At 63.3% G+C, this 15,714-nt stretch carries 17 protein-coding genes; 8 read left to right on the top strand and 9 right to left on the bottom strand.

The features are described 5' to 3' along the window. Positions 1-2 precede the first annotated feature (2 nt). The 7 genes from B7X65_RS19570 to B7X65_RS19540 all read left to right on the top strand — a co-directional run bounded on the left by B7X65_RS19570 (position 3) and on the right by B7X65_RS19540 (position 4,967). The gene (locus B7X65_RS19570; RefSeq protein WP_293595967.1) at positions 3-479 is read left to right on the top strand and encodes an OsmC family protein; all 477 of its coding nucleotides are present in this window, start codon (positions 3-5) and stop codon (positions 477-479) included. A gap of 26 nt (positions 480-505) precedes the next feature. After that, the gene (locus B7X65_RS19565; protein WP_293595966.1) at positions 506-1,510 is read left to right on the top strand and encodes an alpha/beta hydrolase family protein; all 1,005 of its coding nucleotides are present in this window, start codon (positions 506-508) and stop codon (positions 1,508-1,510) included. Positions 1,511-1,535: 25 nt separating this feature from the next. Continuing rightward, positions 1,536-1,997 carry a GNAT family N-acetyltransferase gene (locus B7X65_RS19560; RefSeq protein WP_293595965.1) on the top strand — a complete coding sequence of 154 codons (462 nt, stop codon included), beginning with the start codon at positions 1,536-1,538 and terminating at the stop codon, positions 1,995-1,997. Positions 1,998-2,298: 301 nt separating this feature from the next. Next, on the top strand, positions 2,299-2,754 hold the full coding sequence (locus B7X65_RS19555; protein WP_293595964.1) for a hypothetical protein: 456 nt from the start codon (positions 2,299-2,301) through the stop codon (positions 2,752-2,754). 110 nt (positions 2,755-2,864) lie between these two features. Beyond that, positions 2,865-3,272, top strand: a complete 408-nt coding sequence (locus B7X65_RS19550; RefSeq protein WP_293595963.1) for a hypothetical protein — start codon at positions 2,865-2,867, stop codon at positions 3,270-3,272. A 112-nt stretch (positions 3,273-3,384) separates the two neighbouring features. Next, entirely contained in the window at positions 3,385-3,819 is a 435-nt protein-coding gene (locus tag B7X65_RS19545) for a hypothetical protein (RefSeq protein ID WP_293595962.1), read from the top strand. 611 nt (positions 3,820-4,430) lie between these two features. Further along, positions 4,431-4,967, top strand: coding sequence for a hypothetical protein (locus tag B7X65_RS19540; RefSeq protein WP_293595961.1), 537 nt, complete (start codon positions 4,431-4,433; stop codon positions 4,965-4,967). A gap of 34 nt (positions 4,968-5,001) precedes the next feature. Here B7X65_RS19540 and B7X65_RS19535 read toward each other — a convergent pair whose 3' ends face one another. Further along, positions 5,002-5,829: a UPF0149 family protein gene (locus B7X65_RS19535; RefSeq protein WP_293595960.1), complete on the bottom strand. Its 828-nt coding sequence runs from the start codon at positions 5,827-5,829 to the stop codon at positions 5,002-5,004. Positions 5,830-6,070: 241 nt separating this feature from the next. On the opposite strand from B7X65_RS19535, the gene B7X65_RS19530 reads away from it, so the two are divergent. Beyond that, positions 6,071-7,234 carry a serine hydrolase gene (locus B7X65_RS19530; protein WP_293595959.1) on the top strand — a complete coding sequence of 388 codons (1,164 nt, stop codon included), beginning with the start codon at positions 6,071-6,073 and terminating at the stop codon, positions 7,232-7,234. Positions 7,235-7,271: 37 nt separating this feature from the next. Here the strand turns inward: B7X65_RS19530 and B7X65_RS19525 are convergent, their stop codons facing one another. From B7X65_RS19525 to argS, 8 genes are all read right to left on the bottom strand, one after another. Further along, positions 7,272-7,712 (bottom strand): putative toxin-antitoxin system toxin component, PIN family, encoded by a 441-nt coding sequence (locus B7X65_RS19525; RefSeq protein ID WP_293596005.1) that lies wholly within the window; start codon positions 7,710-7,712, stop codon positions 7,272-7,274. An 11-nt stretch (positions 7,713-7,723) separates the two neighbouring features. Beyond that, positions 7,724-9,136, bottom strand: a complete 1,413-nt coding sequence (locus tag B7X65_RS19520) for a THUMP domain-containing protein (protein ID WP_293595958.1) — start codon at positions 9,134-9,136, stop codon at positions 7,724-7,726. 118 nt (positions 9,137-9,254) lie between these two features. After that, positions 9,255-10,790, bottom strand: coding sequence for an RNA polymerase factor sigma-54 (locus B7X65_RS19515; RefSeq protein WP_293595957.1), 1,536 nt, complete (start codon positions 10,788-10,790; stop codon positions 9,255-9,257). Positions 10,791-10,932: 142 nt separating this feature from the next. Next, positions 10,933-11,700 carry an LPS export ABC transporter ATP-binding protein gene (gene lptB / locus B7X65_RS19510; RefSeq protein ID WP_293595956.1) on the bottom strand — a complete coding sequence of 256 codons (768 nt, stop codon included), beginning with the start codon at positions 11,698-11,700 and terminating at the stop codon, positions 10,933-10,935. A gap of 10 nt (positions 11,701-11,710) precedes the next feature. Continuing rightward, a complete protein-coding gene (gene lptA, locus B7X65_RS19505) occupies positions 11,711-12,331 on the bottom strand; it encodes a lipopolysaccharide transport periplasmic protein LptA (RefSeq protein WP_293595955.1) in 621 nt (206 codons plus the stop codon). Between the two features lie 280 nt (positions 12,332-12,611). Continuing rightward, positions 12,612-13,265, bottom strand: coding sequence for a thiol:disulfide interchange protein DsbA/DsbL (locus tag B7X65_RS19500; RefSeq protein WP_293595954.1), 654 nt, complete (start codon positions 13,263-13,265; stop codon positions 12,612-12,614). Positions 13,266-13,328: 63 nt separating this feature from the next. Further along, positions 13,329-13,952 carry an SPOR domain-containing protein gene (locus B7X65_RS19495; protein ID WP_293595953.1) on the bottom strand — a complete coding sequence of 208 codons (624 nt, stop codon included), beginning with the start codon at positions 13,950-13,952 and terminating at the stop codon, positions 13,329-13,331. Between the two features lie 55 nt (positions 13,953-14,007). Next, positions 14,008-15,684, bottom strand: a complete 1,677-nt coding sequence (gene argS, locus B7X65_RS19490) for an arginine--tRNA ligase (RefSeq protein ID WP_293595952.1) — start codon at positions 15,682-15,684, stop codon at positions 14,008-14,010. Positions 15,685-15,714 lie beyond the last annotated feature (30 nt).

Genomic DNA, 15,714 nt, shown 5'->3' with positions numbered 1-15,714 from the left:
CCATGGCTCACTACACCGCTGAAGTTTTATGGCTGCGCAACGAAGGCGACTTTGCGGGCAACCGCTACAGCCGCCGGCACCTGCTGCGTTTTGACGGCGGCCTGGAGGTGCCCGGTTCGTCGTCACCGCATGTGGTGCCGCTGCCGATGTCCGACGCCTCGGCGCTGGACCCGGAGGAAGCCTTTGTGTCCTCGCTGTCGAGCTGCCACATGTTGTGGTTTCTGTCGATCGCGGCCAAACGCAAATTCTGCGTGGACCGTTATTTCGACGCCGCGGAAGGGGTCATGGAAAAAAATGCCGATGGAAAAATGGCCATGACTGTCGTGACCCTGCGGCCCGACGTGGAGTTTTCCGGCGCGCGCCAGCCGACCCGCGAAGAGCTGGACAGTCTGCACCACGAGGCACACGACGCCTGCTTCATCGCCAACTCGGTCAAGACCGACGTGCGCTGCGAGCCGGTGTACGGGGCGCTCGCATGAGCCGGCGCCATGCTTGAAAGAAAGACATGAAACACATCGCCATTCTCATCGCCCTTCTCGGCCTGCTGGCCGGCTGCGCTTCAAAACAGGCGATGAACACCGTGGACCTGGAGCCGGGCCGCCTGCCGTCGCCTGACATCAGCCTCAACATTCCCGGCCTGGGGCCTTGCACGGACAACCCGGATCGCACCTTGCACCTCGACGCGAGCCAGCCGGTCCACATCCTGGTGCACGGCTGCTTCGGCTCCTCCGGCCAGTTTCGGGGCCTGGCCCAGGTGCTGGCTTTTCATGGCCAGCAGACGGCTTGTTTTACCTATGACGACCGTGCCAGGCTCGCCGAAGTTGCCGACGAGCTGAAGCAGGCCGTCAGCCAGCTCTCGGCGCAATCCCGGGTCCCCCAGATCACGGTGATAGGCCACAGCCAGGGCGCGCTGATCGCACGCAGGTCGATGACGGAATCTTCCGCCACGGCGCCCTCCGGCCGCGCTGTCGATGTGCGTCTGGTGACCATCTCCGGGCCTTTTGCCGGCATCGACGCGGCCAGGACCTGCGGCAAGACCTGGCTCTACCCGCTCACGCTGGGCATGGTGCCGCTGAGCTGTTACCTGGTGACAGGCCCGAAATGGGCCGACATCACCTATTCCTCGCTGTTCATCCGCGAGCCCGGCGCTCTGGCGCAACAGGTCGCCAACTACCTGAAGATAGACACCAACGAGCGTGGCACCTGCCGGCGCGAAGAGGGCGGGCGCTGCGCGGAAGGTGACGAAATTTTCTCGCTGGCGGAGCAGCGCAACGCCCGGATAGAAACCGACACGCGGGCGCGCCGGGTGGAAGTCGATGCGGGCCATGTCGAGATCGTGGGCGACAAACGCGTGGCCCCGACAAAACTGATCAAGATCCTGCAGGACGAGGGCATTCTCCGCGCCACGCCGCCGGCACGCCGGTACGCCCTCAGCCTGCTGCTCGCGCGGGTCTACCAGGACGACAGCGTGGTTGCTCCGGATGCCTTGAAGACCCGCTCACTGCACTGAACCTGAAACTCACCACCCTTCAGACATGACCTCTCCCCTTCGCATACGTCCGATTGAACAAACCGACTTTCCGGCCTGGACACCGCTCTGGGACGGCTACAACGCCTTTTACGGCCGCGAGGGCAAGACCGCGCTGGCGCCGGAGATCACGCAAACCACCTGGCAGCGTTTCTTCGACCCTAACGAGCCTGTCTTTGCGCTGGTGGCCGAGCTTGATGGGCAATTGCTCGGGCTGACCCACTACCTGTATCACCGCAGCACGACCCGCATCGAGCTCACCTGTTACCTGCAGGACCTCTTCACCGATCCGGCCGCGCGCGGCCAGGGCGTCGGGCGCGCGCTGATCGAAGGCGTGTACGAGCGCGCGAAGGCCGCCGGCATCAAACGGGTGTACTGGCAAACACACACCACCAATTCAGCCGGCCGGCTTCTTTATGACAAGGTGGCCCAACACATGGGGTTCATCGTTTATTCGCATGATGTTTGACAAAGTCCGGATTGAGTCCGGCGAACCATGGCAATTCGCTACCAAATAAATAGCTGCTTGCGCCCGTCTCCATTGGGCTGGAGGCCAAAAAGACTATTGAATTTGCCTGACCGGCACCTCAGGAAGCACAAAATGTGAATTTGCGGTGTTTCGCAAATTTTTTATCCCTGTATGAATTTGCAGCGTATTGCGGTAAAACCCAACAGCCGCGCCATTTGCAGGAAATTTTGATGACCAAGTTGAACCGCATTCGCCAAGTTATACCGCAGGGTTTGCGGTCGACATCACGTTAGATTGCTCTATGACCATCACCGAAGTAGTCGCAGTCCTGGGTCTTGCATCTGGCGTTACGGGCACCGTCCTTGGCGTGATGAACTACCTGCGCGATCGTGCAAGTGTTCAGGTATCGCTTCAATGGGACATGAAGAGTTTTGGCGCGCCGGAGTACGACGAGAACAAGTTCTGGGGTGTCGTAACTGTCACGAACGTCGGACGCCGTCCCATCCACGTGAGCCACGTCGCTCTTCGCCTGCCGAAGGGACTGGACGACACCCACCTTCTGATCAGTAGCGGCATTCGAGGCAAAACACTCTCCGAGGCCGCACCGTCGGAAATCTACGTCGTGACCCAGGACGCCATGGACGTATACGCTAAGTACTGGGACAAAATCGTGGCCCAAGTTAGCGATTCGAATGGGCACGAATGGAAATCGAAGCCTGTGAAGAAACGTCCCTCGTGGGCGGGCGAGGGAAAGTGAGCGCCCCGCAATCTAACAGGTTGATCGACACGGACGTCCTATTGGCCGGCTTCGCCGACCTACTGTCCACCGGTCATCTCCAGCGTTAAACCTCACCGAGGGTTGCTCAAATGCGTTACCTTGCCTCGCTGCTGTTCTGCTTTGTCGGAGCCTCAGCTTTTGCTCAATCTGTTGTTCCGGCCGAACCAGCCCCGTCCGCTTTGAGTCCAGGCATTGGTTATCCAACTGTTCAAGCTGCGCTTGAAGCGCTGCAGGCCAAACCGGGGGTTCAAATCCAAACTACAAAGCCTGATGCCTGGACGATTGCAAATGAGCCAGGCGATGTTCAATGGTCATTCACACCAAGTAGCCACAGTGCCTATCCCGCCGTAGTTCGTCGAGCCATAAAAATGAAGACCGATGGTGGCATATTCATTGAGATGTCTGCCTTGTGCCAAGCGGAAAAAGCAGCATGTGACAAACTCATCGCCGATTTCAAAGAGTTGAACGAGCGCATCGGTCAGTCAGATCGCAGGTAAAAAAATGAAGTTTAACTGGTTGATCGATTGGACCGCCAACGGCAGGCAACGTCTTAGTTTTCCTTCGGACCACTGGGTGCCGTTGGCGTCCAATCAATGTTAAACATCAAACATGGCTGCCCCGACAATCAACGAAATGATGGCTGCGTACGCTGAGGATGCAGTGGACTTTGCGCGTGAAAAATTTGCTGTTTCGCTAGACTATTCAACTGCAAGCGTCCAACAGGTTGAATTTGTAGCCGAACAACTTGAGAAGGCGCGGCCTAAAGGCGTAATTGCTAAGCTACTACGGAAGTCTCCGTCGGACGAGGAAATTCAAACGGTTTGCAAAATGCTTGGTGGTTATCTCGGTGAGGTCTATCGGCGCTCTAAAGGCGGAGACTGGGCAATTAATCAAGAGTACCAAGCGTTGGGGATTGTGCGCGGAGAGAGTTGGGTCTTTCCACCGGCAAAAGTGAATAAGCGTCTGACAAACGGAGCAGAAGACAATCTCTGGTCTTACTTCAAAGTGCTGGTTGATGAGTCATGGGCACACAATGATGTTTAACCTGTTGCTCGTCGCGGACATGCAGCAGCAGAAGGCCGCTGCGCGGCGTACGCTGCCCGCCGTACAGCGCCGACGTTATGCGTCCTAGCTTGTCCGCGTCGGTCACTTCATTGACCCTGGCATTGCTGCTCGAAGCCTTGATCGGGTGCACCTCGTCTCCACCGAATACAGACTTTGTGATCGTAGAACCAGTCGCCTATGTTCCTCCTCCTGCGACCTCAGTTCCAAACTCCTCGTTTGGATGGCTGCCGGTCGAGGCGGTTAATGCACGCGCTTTCCGAGTGAAGGTCGGCAATAAACAATACTTCGAAATCTTGAAACGTGGGGGATCGGAGAGTATCAGGGCGGAGCTTGCGCTGTTCGCTGAGAGGGAAGTTATCGCTCGGAAACTCTGTCCATCTGGGGCGGCTCGATCAAAAACGTCTCAACTTGTAGGACCTCGCAACCGCGAGTATCTTTGGATGGTAGTGGAGTGTGTCATCGCGTGATGAGAGTCCAGACGCATAACATGTCGCTCGACACGCACCCGCAACTGCCGGAGGCGGCGTCGCCGCAAAGGGTGGTGGTCCGGTCATTTTCACGTCAGGCTTCGCACTCCAAGCATCCACTACATGCCATCCATTCAACGATCTGAACTCCCGCACGGCGCGCTCCTGAGAAAATACCAATACGGGGGGGCGTACGCGGATTGCTACACCACGGAGATAGCGCGGCACGTTTCCCAGGCCGAGTATGTCCAGGCCTTTTACACAACGCCCCTGTTCAGGCTTGAAAGGCTGCTGCTTGCATGGCTCGTTTCGAAACCCTCGACGGACGTCCAGGCCGGTCAACTGGCTTCAGGAGCAGTTGATTCGTTTGCCGCGTGGAGCGTGGAGGAACGGCGTGAAAATCAGTTGCTCATGTGCGACTTCCAGGGACGTACGCGCTCATGGTTGATGGTCATTCCTATGGAAGGCGAGAACTCCAGAGGCACGCGCTTGTACTTTGGGTCCGCTGTGGTGCCGGCGCGCGCCGCAAGGGCCGGCGCCCAGACGCCTGACTTGGGTTTGACCTTTCGCCTGCTGCTTGGCTTTCACAAGCTGTATTCCCGTGCGCTCCTGTTCTCGGCGAAGTCCCGCTTGATGCGGCAGCGGCCCGCACCGCGCTGATTTCACGCTCTCTGGTCAAACCAGAGACCCGGGCTCACCCCGCCCCGTGGCACTTCTTGTATTTCTTGCCGCTGCCGCAGGGGCACAAATCATTGCGGCCGGGCGTGGCCTCTTTGTGAATGGTCGCCACCTTGGCGCCGAAGCTGCGCCAGAAGCCGCGCAGGTCGTACACCGCCCATAAGGCTTCGCCGAATTGTTCGAGGCGCACTTCGCTGGCACTGGGCGCGGCGTCTTCGCCGAGCATGGGCATCTCCATCGGGCCCGGGTCGTCGTCGGTCAGCTCGATGATGGCGCCCAGCGCGGCGTCGAGGTCCTCGACGGCCTGCTTGTCCTTGGCTTCCTGTCGTGAGAGCGCCCACTCGTCGGGCCAGGACTCGACCGCGTACATGAAACCCAGCGCCCAGACCTGGGCGAACGAGGGCACGCTGTCCATGTCGATGTCCTTGCGCTCTTCCTCGGGCAGCCGGGCCAGCATGCCGCGCATGTCGCCGACCTGCGGGTAAAAGGCGCGCTCGTCCTGCAGGTTTTCCACGTCGGCATCCAGCGCGCGGCAGATGTCTTTGTAGCGGCGCTCCCACAGGTCCATGAACTGCGCGCGCTGCTCGTCACTGGCAAACAGCTGCCGGGCAGCGGCCTCGTCTTCGGCACCCTCGAAGTCGAGCAGCACGGCCATGTATTCGTCGGGCGGAATCTCGCGCCGCGTGCAGGCGAGCGCCGCCAGGAAACCCTCGCAGAACTCCCACTGCGGCGTTTCTTCCTCGCGCTTGCGCAGGTCGTCGAGGATGGTGTCCAGTGTTTCGAAATCCTCGGGGCTCAGGGCGCCCGGGAAGGTCGAATCGGCAGGGGCGGCGGCGTCTGTCATGGGGTGTCCGTGGTGGTTTAACTCGTATGATGGGCAGTGTAGCCGCAGGCCCCACGCGGGCCGGCCCGGCGCTTTCGCACCACCCAGCTCCTTTTACAGAGGCCTGCATGCTTGACCGTATCAACGCGGTGTATCCCATCCGCTACACCGCCCTTGCGCTGGGTCTGGGCGTCCCGGCATGACGCCTCCGGCTGCCTCCATCGTCCATTCCGACCTGCCAGCGGCTTCGATGCAACGCCCGATGCCTGACCAGCCAGCCGCGGCCGGCGCAGCTTCCGGCCTGGAGGCCATCGGCTCCGTCCGCGATCTTTACGATGGCGCCCTGCTGCCCGACCTGCAGGTCAGCACGCTTCGCCATGTGGACCACCTGTTCCCCACCCGCGTCGTGGCGCGCGGTGCCAACGTTCATGCCTTGCCCGTGAGTTCCCGGCCCTGGCCCGCGATCGGGTTCGACGATGGGGGCCACCGCTGGGATCTTTTCGACTATCTGGCCCTGAACCGTGTCAGCGGCTTGCTGGTTCTCCAGAACGGTGAGGTCGCCTTCGAGCATTACGCGCTGGGCAATACACCGCAGACGCGCTGGACCTCGATGTCCATGGCCAAGTCCATCACCGCCACCCTGGTCGGTGCGGCCATCCACGACGGCCACATCGGCAGCCTGGACGAGCAGGTCTGCCGCTACGTCCCGACGCTTGCAGGCTCGGCCTATGAGGGCGTGACGATCCGGCAGGTCCTGCAGATGAGCTCCGGCGTGCGCTGGAATGAAACCTACACCGACCCCCATTCCGACCGGCGCCGCCTGCTGGAAGCGCAACTGAGCCAGCGCCCGGGCGCCCTCATGGACTGCATGGCCGCGTTGCCGCGCGCCGGCCCGCCGGGCTCGGTATGGAATTACAGCACCGGCGAAACCCAGGTGGCCGGCGCCGTACTGCGCGCGGCGGTCGGGCAGCCGCTGTCCGACTATTTGTCCGAACGCATCTGGGCCCGCTTCGGCATGGAGGCCGATGCCAGCTGGTGGCTGGAGTCGCCGGGCGGAATGGAGGTGGCGGGCAGCGGCCTGAGCGCACGCCTGCGCGACTTCGCGCGTTTTGGCCTGTTCATGCTGGGCGGCGGCGTGGCCGGTGGTACGCAGATCCTGCCCCAGGACTGGATCAAGGAGGCCTGCAGCAACAGCGGCCATGACAGCCAGACGCCCTACGGCTATATGTGGTGGCCCCTGGCCGCCTCGGCCGGCGCGGTGCACCAGGGCGCTTATCTTGCCATCGGCATCTTTGGCCAGTACCTGTACATCCACCCCGCAAAACAGGTGGTCATCGCCCAGTGGAGCGCCATGCCCAAACCCAAAGGAACCATACCGATTCAGCCTGCGAGCTTCTTCGCTGCGGTCGTGCAGGCGCTGGGCTGAAGCCGTTCTTCCGGCGTACGTTCTCCGGCGGAAAACCTCAAACAGCTATCAAATCAATAGCTGATTGCGCACGTACATCAAGGGCCAGCAGCCTTTTTTTCATGCAAAGCACGGCCTGATCCTTGCTCAGCAGCCAGGCTTTGTGCGCCACGGCCAGGTCGATGAAGATCTGGTCGTCGGCGTCGCTGCAGGTCACCGGCGCCTTGGGGCCGGCTGCGACGGTGCGCGCATGGGTGTCGAAGGCCAGCAGCACTTGCGCAGCAACCAGGCCGTCGCGCGTCATGCGTTTGGCGACCTGCGGGTAGTCAAGCACGCGCGCCAGTTCGGTACGCATGGCCTCGGTGGCCAGCCATTGCAGCTGCCCGGTGATCACGGCGCTTTTGAGCGCCTGCGCCGCCAGGTCGCCGAACACAAACAGGTCCAGCACGATGTTGGTGTCCAGCACCACGCAGTCGCCGGCCCGCGCCTGGGTGTCCATGGCGGCCGGGCTCAAGGTGTGGCGGCGGGCTTTTTCTCGCGCGCCGAGCCGGCCACCATGTCGAAGCGGAACAGCCGGCATTCGATGGGGCCGTTCCACATCGGCACGCGGCGCGACTCCTTGAGCCGCATTTTTTGCGGCAGCTTCATGTCGGGCGTGAGCACATGGGCGGTCCAGCCGGCGTAGTTTTTCTTCCAGTGGCTGGCCAGTTGCGGAAAGAAGTCCGAGGCCTCTTCGCCCCAGGCATTGACGGCCTGCTCGCGGCCCGGGTTGGCCGAACGGTCGCGCGAGGTTTCGAAGGCGGGCTCTTCGCGCGTGTCCCGGGTGTCGCGGCTGTCGCCGGCGTCACGGCTCAAGGGCTGGCCGAACTCGTCGATGGGCTGGTTGCGGTGGTCCTGTTGCGCCTGGCCGCCCTGCTGGCGGCGCTGGTCGCGTCCCTGCAGCGCGGGAATGCCGGCCACACCGGCCACGTCAATACGCTCGCCGTAGGGCGGATTGACCAGCATCACGCCCGAGGGCGCGGGCGGCATGCGCTGCAGCGCGTCGCCGCCGCGCAGCTGCACCGCGTGCGAGACGCCGGCGCGTTCGGCGTTGCGTTCGGCGAAGTCGACCATGCGGAAGGACACGTCGCTGCCGAACACCGGCGCCGTCGGCGGCGTGATGGCCTGCTCGGCCTGGTCCAGCAGGCCTTCCCAGACGTGGGGCTGGAAGGGCACGAATTTTTCAAACGCAAAGTGCCGGCCCATGCCGGCGGCGATGTTGCAGGCGATCTGCGCCGCCTCGATGACGATGGTGCCGGAGCCGCAGCAGGGGTCGTACAGCGGCACACCCTGCTTGCACAGGCCTGCCTCGCCGCTCCAGCCGCTGGCGGCCAGCATCGCGGCCGCCAGGGTTTCCTTGAGCGGCGCATCGCCCTTGTCCTCGCGCCAGCCGCGTTTGAACAGCGGCTCGCCCGAGGTGTCGATGTAGAGCGTGACGGTGTCGGTGGTCAGGTGGGCGTAAACGCGCACATCGGGCCAGCGTGTGTCAACGTCGGGGCGCACATCGTATTTGTCGCGGAAGCGGTCGGCGATGGCGTCCTTGATTTTCAGCGCGGCAAAGTTCAGGCTGGTCAGCGGGCTGTGCTGTGCGGTGATCTCGACCTTGAAGGTCTGTTTGGGCGTGAACCAGATCTCCCAGGCCACGCCGGCTGCGGCGTTGTACAGGTCCTGCTCGCTGCGGTAGCTGTTGTGCTGCAGCTCGATCAGCACGCGCTGCGCCAGCCGGCTGTGCAGGTTGAGCTGCAGCGCATCGCGCCAAGAGCCCGTCACCTGCACGCCGGCGCGCCAGGCCTTGCCGGTGCTGCCGGTGATGCGTTTGACCTCGGCGGCAAGAAGTTCTTCGACGCCGGCGGCGCACGGGAGAAAAAGTTGGAGTTGGTTCATAAATTAACTGACTCGCCAGACAAGCAGGGGCCGCGGTCCGGCTCCGCCGGCCGCAAGGCGCAGCGGCCCCCTCGGGGGGCAGCGAACGACACGAAGTGCGGGAGCGTGGGGGCCATGTTCATAAAGATTTTCGGAGGTTGGCCGGCGCAATGCGCAGCGCTTCGCGGTATTTGGCAACCGTGCGGCGCGCGCATTCAATGCCCTGCTCCTTGAGCATCTCGGAAATCTGGTTGTCGCTGAGCGGCTTTTTCAGGCTTTCGGACGCGACAAACTGCTTGATCAGCGCGCGCACCGCGGTGCTGGACGCATTGCCGCCGGTCTCGGTGCCGAGTGCCGAGCCGAAGAAATACTTGAGTTCGAAAGTGCCGAAGGGCGTGCTCATGTACTTGGCGGTGGTCACGCGTGAGATCGTCGATTCGTGCAGGCCGAGTTCGTCGGCGATCTCGCGCAGCACCAGCGGCCGCATCGCCAGCTCGCCGTGCGTGAAGAAGTTTTTCTGGCGCTCGACAATCGCGCTGCTGACGCGCAGGATGGTGTCAAAACGCTGCTGGATGTTCTTGATGAACCAGCGCGCCTCCTGCAGACGCTGCTGCAGCGCCTGGCCGCCCTGGCCCTTGTTCTGCTTGAGGGCGTTGGCGTAGATGTCGTGCACGCGCAGGCGCGGCATCACGTCGCTGTTGAGCGAGACCTTGAAACCGCGGCCGGACTTGACCACCAGCACGTCGGGCACGATCAGGTTGCGCTCGACGTTGACAAAACGCCGGCCCGGCTTGGGGTCGAGCCGGCCAATCAGGCCGATCGCGCCCTTGATCACCGCCTCGGGGAAACCGCAGAGTTGCGACAGGCGTTTGACGTCGCGCTTGGCCAGCAGCTCCATGGGTTGCTGGCACATCGCAATGGCGGCGCGGGTCTCGTCGTTGTTTTTGCAGTCGAGCAGTTGCAGGCTCAGGCACTCGGCGAGGTTGCGCGCGCCGACGCCGGCAGGCTCCATGTGCTGCAGCAGCTTGAGCGCCACCGCGAACTCATGCTCCACCGCTTCAAGCTGCTCGAGGTCATCCCCGGCCAGGCCGGCGGCCAGCGAGGACAGGCTGTCTTCGAGGTAACCGTCATCGTTGAGCGATTCGATCAGGAAATGCAGCGCGGCCTTGCCCTCGGGCGACAGGCGCAGCGAAAGAGCCTGCCGGTGCAGGTGGTCCTGCAGCGACTCATGGCTGCGCGCCAGTTCGGTGGCATCCACATCGCTGTCGTCGTTGTTGTTCTTGCGCGGCGTGGCGTCGCCGCCCCATTCGTTGTCGTCAGGTGCGGTGTCGACGCTGCCGTCGCCCTCCCAGCTTTCCTCGAGTTTGGCCTCGCTGCTCGGTTCGGCATCATTTTGGCCTGCAGCGCCCGTATCTTCTGCGCTGACTGCTATGGAATCCGTAGTGGATTCAAACTCGCGGGTTTCCTGACTGACCGGCGTGTCCACCTGACCCAGGCCGAAATCCTCACGCGGTGCGGCCTCCTCGGCCACTTCAAGAAACGGGTTTTCGTCGAGCATCTGCTCGACTTCCTGGCTCAGCTCCAGCGTCGACAGCTGCAGCAGGCGGATCGACTGCTGCAACTGGGGCGTGAGCGCCAGATGCTGCGAGACGCGAAGGGAAAGTCCCTGCTTCATGCCACCCCTTAAACGCGCAGCAACGCGGGTTGGGAGGTATTAAGCAAGCAGGGGCCGCGCAACCGGCTTGGCCGGGGCGCAGGCGCCGCCCCCTGCAGGGGGGAGGGAGCTACACGCAGTGAGCGACAACGGGGGGGAACCATCACATCTTGAAGTGCTCACCGAGGTAGACCCGGCGCACATCGGCGTTGTTGACGATTTCAGAAGGGGTTCCCGTGGCCAGCACATGGCCGTCGCTGATGATGTACGCGTGGTCGCAGATGCCCAACGTTTCGCGCACGTTGTGGTCGGTGATCAGCACGCCGATGCCGCGCGACTTGAGGAAACCGATGATGCGCTGGATCTCGATCACCGCGATCGGGTCGATGCCGGCAAACGGCTCGTCGAGCAGGATGAAGCGCGGCTGCGTGGCCAGCGCGCGGGCGATTTCCACGCGGCGACGCTCGCCGCCGGACAGGGCCGGTGCCGGCGAGTCGCGCAGGTGGTCGACCCGCAGGTCCTGCAGCAATGAATCCAGGCGCTTGTTGAGCACCGCGGCATTGAGCGGTTTGCCGGCCTCGTCGGTCTGCAGCTCCAGCACGGCGCGCACATTCTGCTCGACCGTGAGCTTGCGGAAAATCGAGGCCTCCTGCGGCAGGTAGCTCAGGCCCAGGCGCGAACGCTTGTGGATGGGCATGTGCTCGATCGACTCGCCGTCGATGGTGATCTCGCCGGCGTCGGCGCGCACCAGCCCGACGATCATGTAAAAGGAAGTCGTCTTGCCGGCGCCGTTGGGACCGAGCAGGCCGACCACTTCACCTTTTTTCACCGCAAGGGAGACATCCCTGACGACCTGACGGCTTCCGTACGATTTTTGCAGGCCGGTGGCGACCAGGCGGCTGACGGGAGCGGTTTCCGGGGACACATCCATGGGAGTTTGGTTACTTCTTGTCATTGCCCAGCGTGGTGCTGGGCCGCAGGGAGGGAGAAGGCCCGGCCGGCGCGGGCGCTGCGGGGGCGCCGGAAACCGTGTTGCGCGGGGCCAGCATGGCGCGCACGCGCCCCGTCGGGTTGGAGGGGGTCCTGGTCTGGGCGCCGGCGTCGACGGTGAAGACATCGGTCGGGTTGTCGTAAACAATCAGCTCGCCGGTGGTTTCATCGGCCAGGGTGGCGCCCACGTAACGGCGCAGCACGGCGCGCCTGATGAACTTGACGGTGTCGGCACGGCTGTCGTATTCGATTCTTTCGCCCTCGCCTTCGATGTATTCATCAACACCTTCGCGCTTCTTGCGGTAGTAGGCCAGCTTGTCGGGTGCCGCAATCACGATCGCGTTCTGGTAGCCCTCGGGGTCCTGCTGGACATCGACGCGGGCGCCACGAACAATGATGGTCCCCTTGGTGATGACCACGTTGCCGGTGAAAACACTGGTTTGCTTGAGGTCGTCGTAACGCAGGGCGTCGGCCTCGGCGTTCATGGGCTTGTCGCGGTCGGCCTTTTCAGCCGCAACCGGAAAAGCCGCGAAGACGGCGGCCAGCATCAGTACACAGGCGGTTTTTTTCATAAAGGCACGAATCTTGCTGCTTTGGTGGTGTTGGCCCATTGTAGCGACGCAACTCCGGGGAATCCGCCGCCCCCATAAAAAACCCGTCCATTCGGGGCGGGGCTCGATAGCTCCCAAGGGACATGCTTCGACAAGCTCAGGACGAACGGGATGGGAAGCAACAAGCACGGGGGCTGCTGCTTCTCCACCAGCCGGGGCCGCGGAACCGGCTCTGCCGGGCCGCAGGCGCAGCGGCCCCCTCGGGGGGCAGGGAGCTACACGCAGTGAGCGACCGTGGGGGCTAACCCTTCCTGACCTGGGCAATCAGGTAGTCAGTGACCAGCAGCGCGCGCCCCATGGTCTGTGCCATCGACCCAGAGGTGAAATAACGCCCGGCGACGCCAAGCGCCGGAACGCCGTCGATCTTGTAGGCATCCTGCAGCTGGGTGGCCTTGCGGGCCTTGGTCGCCACCGAAAACGAGTTGTAGGTCTCGAGAAACTTCGCCTTGTTGAGGCCCTGCTTTTCAGCCCAGTCCGCAATCAGTTCCGGCGTTTTGAGCGTCTGCTTTTCCACATGGATGGCGTAAAACACCTTTTTGTGCAGTTCGTCGACCTTGTTCATGGCCTCGAGCACGTAGTAAAGGCGCTGCTGCGGCTCGAAATCGGCACGGAAGGCGATCGGCACGCGGCGGACCACCACGTCTTTCGGCGCCTTTTTGATCCACTCGTCCAGTGCCGGTTCAAAAGTGTTGCAGTGCGGGCAGCTGTACCAGAAGAACTCCACCACCTCAACCTTACCGGCCGGGGCCTCGACCGGGGCCGGTTTGTCCAGGACCAGGAAGTCGGTTCCCGCGCGCGGCGCCGGCCCCTGGGCCTGGGCCGGGATACTCAGGGCGCCCAGAGAGGCGGCGGCAGCCACCGAAGCGGTGGCCATCGAAAATTCACGTCGTTGCATCAGTCATTTCTCCGTTAGTGCTGGCGGGGTGCGAGAAGGTTGGATACCCTGCCGGCAGAAAGTTCAGCGCTGGACGCGAACCAGGGCGGTTTCTATGCCGCTGCCGTCAAGCCGTTCCTTGGCCTTGTCGGCGTCGTCCTTCTTGTCGAAAGGCCCCAGCCGCACCCGGAACACCGTGCGGCCGGACTGCTCGCGTTCGGTCACCCTGGCCTCCAATCCCATCAGCGAGATCTTGGCGCGCTGCTGCTCGGCGTCCTCGGGGGTGCGGAAGGCGCCCACCTGCACAAAATAGGTGAACGGGTCGGCCCCGGGGGCGGCGGCCGGTGCGGCCAGCCTGGCCTTGGCCAGGTCCCCGATCGGGTCGACCGCGGGTTTGGCGGTCCTGGCAGCCGGCTCAGCCGGGGCCACAGGCGCCGCTGCCGGCTTCTGGGGCGTGACATCGATCACCGGTCCGCCCGACGCCGCAGACGGCTTGGCCGGGTTTTTGCCATACAGGGGGGCATTGGGGTCCCAGTCCCGGTTTTTCTTGGCCTCGGCCGCGTCATGGTCGGGGCTGCGCGACTGGCTCTTGTTCATGAAAGGCACCGGCACCTTGGTGATGTAGACGGCCACCGCCAGGGCAGCGGCCAGGCCGATCAGCGCACCAATAATGAGCCCCAGCAGGGTCCCGCCTCGTTGTGTGTTCATGCCTTGCCCGGTTTGCTTGGTGAAAGAGTGACGCGTCATGGTGTCAGGCTCTGGTTTACATCTTCTGCGGGGCGTCAACGCCCAGCACCTTCAGGCCATTGTGCAACACCTGCGCGGTGGCGGCGACAAGGGCCAGGCGCGCCAGCTTGACCACTTCGTCGTCGACCAGAATGCGCTCGGCATCGTAGTAGCTGTGGTAGCTGGCCGCGAGCTCGCGCAGGTAAAACGCCACGTCGTGCGGCGCAAACCCGGTTGCGGCGTTGGCCAGCATGTCGGGGTACTTGGCCATCAGCAGCATCAGGGCCTGCGCCTGCGGGCTGTCGAGCGCGGACAGGTCCATGCCCTTGAGCGTGGCGACATCACCGCCCCAGGCCGCCAGCACGGAGCAGATGCGGGCATGCGCATATTGCACGTAATACACCGGGTTTTCGTTGTTCTTGGCCAGGGCCAGATCGATGTCGAACACATACTCGGTGTCGGGCTTGCGGCTGAGCAGGAAAAAGCGCACCGCGTCCTTGCTGGTCCACTCGATCAGGTCGCGTAGCGTGACATAACTGCCGGCGCGCTTGGAAATCTTCACTTCCTCGCCGTGGCGCATCACCCGCACCATGGTGTGCAGCACATAGTCCGGGTAACCTTGGGGAATGCCGGCACCGGCGGCCTGCAGGCCGGCACGCACGCGGGCGATCGTGCCGTGGTGGTCCATGCCCTGGATGTTGATGGCGCGCGTGAAACCGCGCTCCCACTTGGCCAGGTGGTAGGCCACATCGGGCACGAAGTAGGTGTAGCTGCCGTCGCTTTTTTTCATCACGCGGTCTTTGTCGTCGCCGTAGTCGGTGGACTTCAGCCACAGCGCACCATCCTGCTCGTAGGTTTTGTCGGCTTGCTTCAGCTTGGCCACCGTGGCCTCGACCCGGCCCGAGCTGTACAGGCTGGACTCGAGGTAGTAGTTGTCGAAGCCGACTGCAAAAGCCTGGAGGTCCAGATCCTGCTCGTGGCGCAGGTAGGCCACGGCGAACTGGCGGATCGCGTCCAGGTCCTCGATGTCTCCCGAAGCCGTGAACTCACGGTCATCGGAGCGGACCATTTTTTTCGCGATGAAGTCGCGGGCGATGTCGTCGATGTAGTCGCCGTTGTAAGCCGGCTCGGGCCAGAGCGCGTCGCCGGGCTTGAGGCCCTTGGCGCGTGCCTGCGTGCTGGTGGCCAGCGTGTGAATCTGCACGCCCGCGTCGTTGTAATAGAACTCGCGGTAAACGTCCCAGCCCTGGGTCGCAAACAGGTTGCAGATCGCGTCGCCGAGCGCCGCCTGCCGGCCGTGGCCCACGTGCAGCGGCCCGGTCGGGTTGGCCGAGACAAACTCGACCACCACGCGGCGCGTCTTGTCCACCGGCTTGACGCCGTACTGCCCGGCCGCCGTCAGCACCTCGCGCACGGTTTCCTGCTTGGCCGCCGGCTTGAGCCGGAAGTTGATGAAGCCCGGCCCGGCGATTTCCACCGCATCGACCCAGCGCTGGTAAGCCGGCGCCGCCAGCAGAGACCCGCGCAGCCCCTCGGCGAGCTGGCGCGGGTTGAGCTTGAGCGGTTTGGCCAGCTGCATGGCGGCCGTGGACGCGAAGTCGCCATGGGCGGCGACCTTGGGCGACTCGAAAGCGGCCTTCTGGCCGGCACCGGGGGACAGCTTGTCCAGCTCAGCGGCCAGGACCGCGAGCAATTCTTGTTTAACTAGGAGCATGCGCTGATTTTACGGGTGCGGGCCGGCGCA

Source organism: Polaromonas sp. 39-63-25 (assembly GCF_002278925.1).
Lineage (GTDB): Bacteria > Pseudomonadota > Gammaproteobacteria > Burkholderiales > Burkholderiaceae_C > Polaromonas.
The sequence above is the reverse complement of the archived record's forward strand: the minus strand, read 5'-3'. Positions and strand labels throughout refer to the sequence as shown.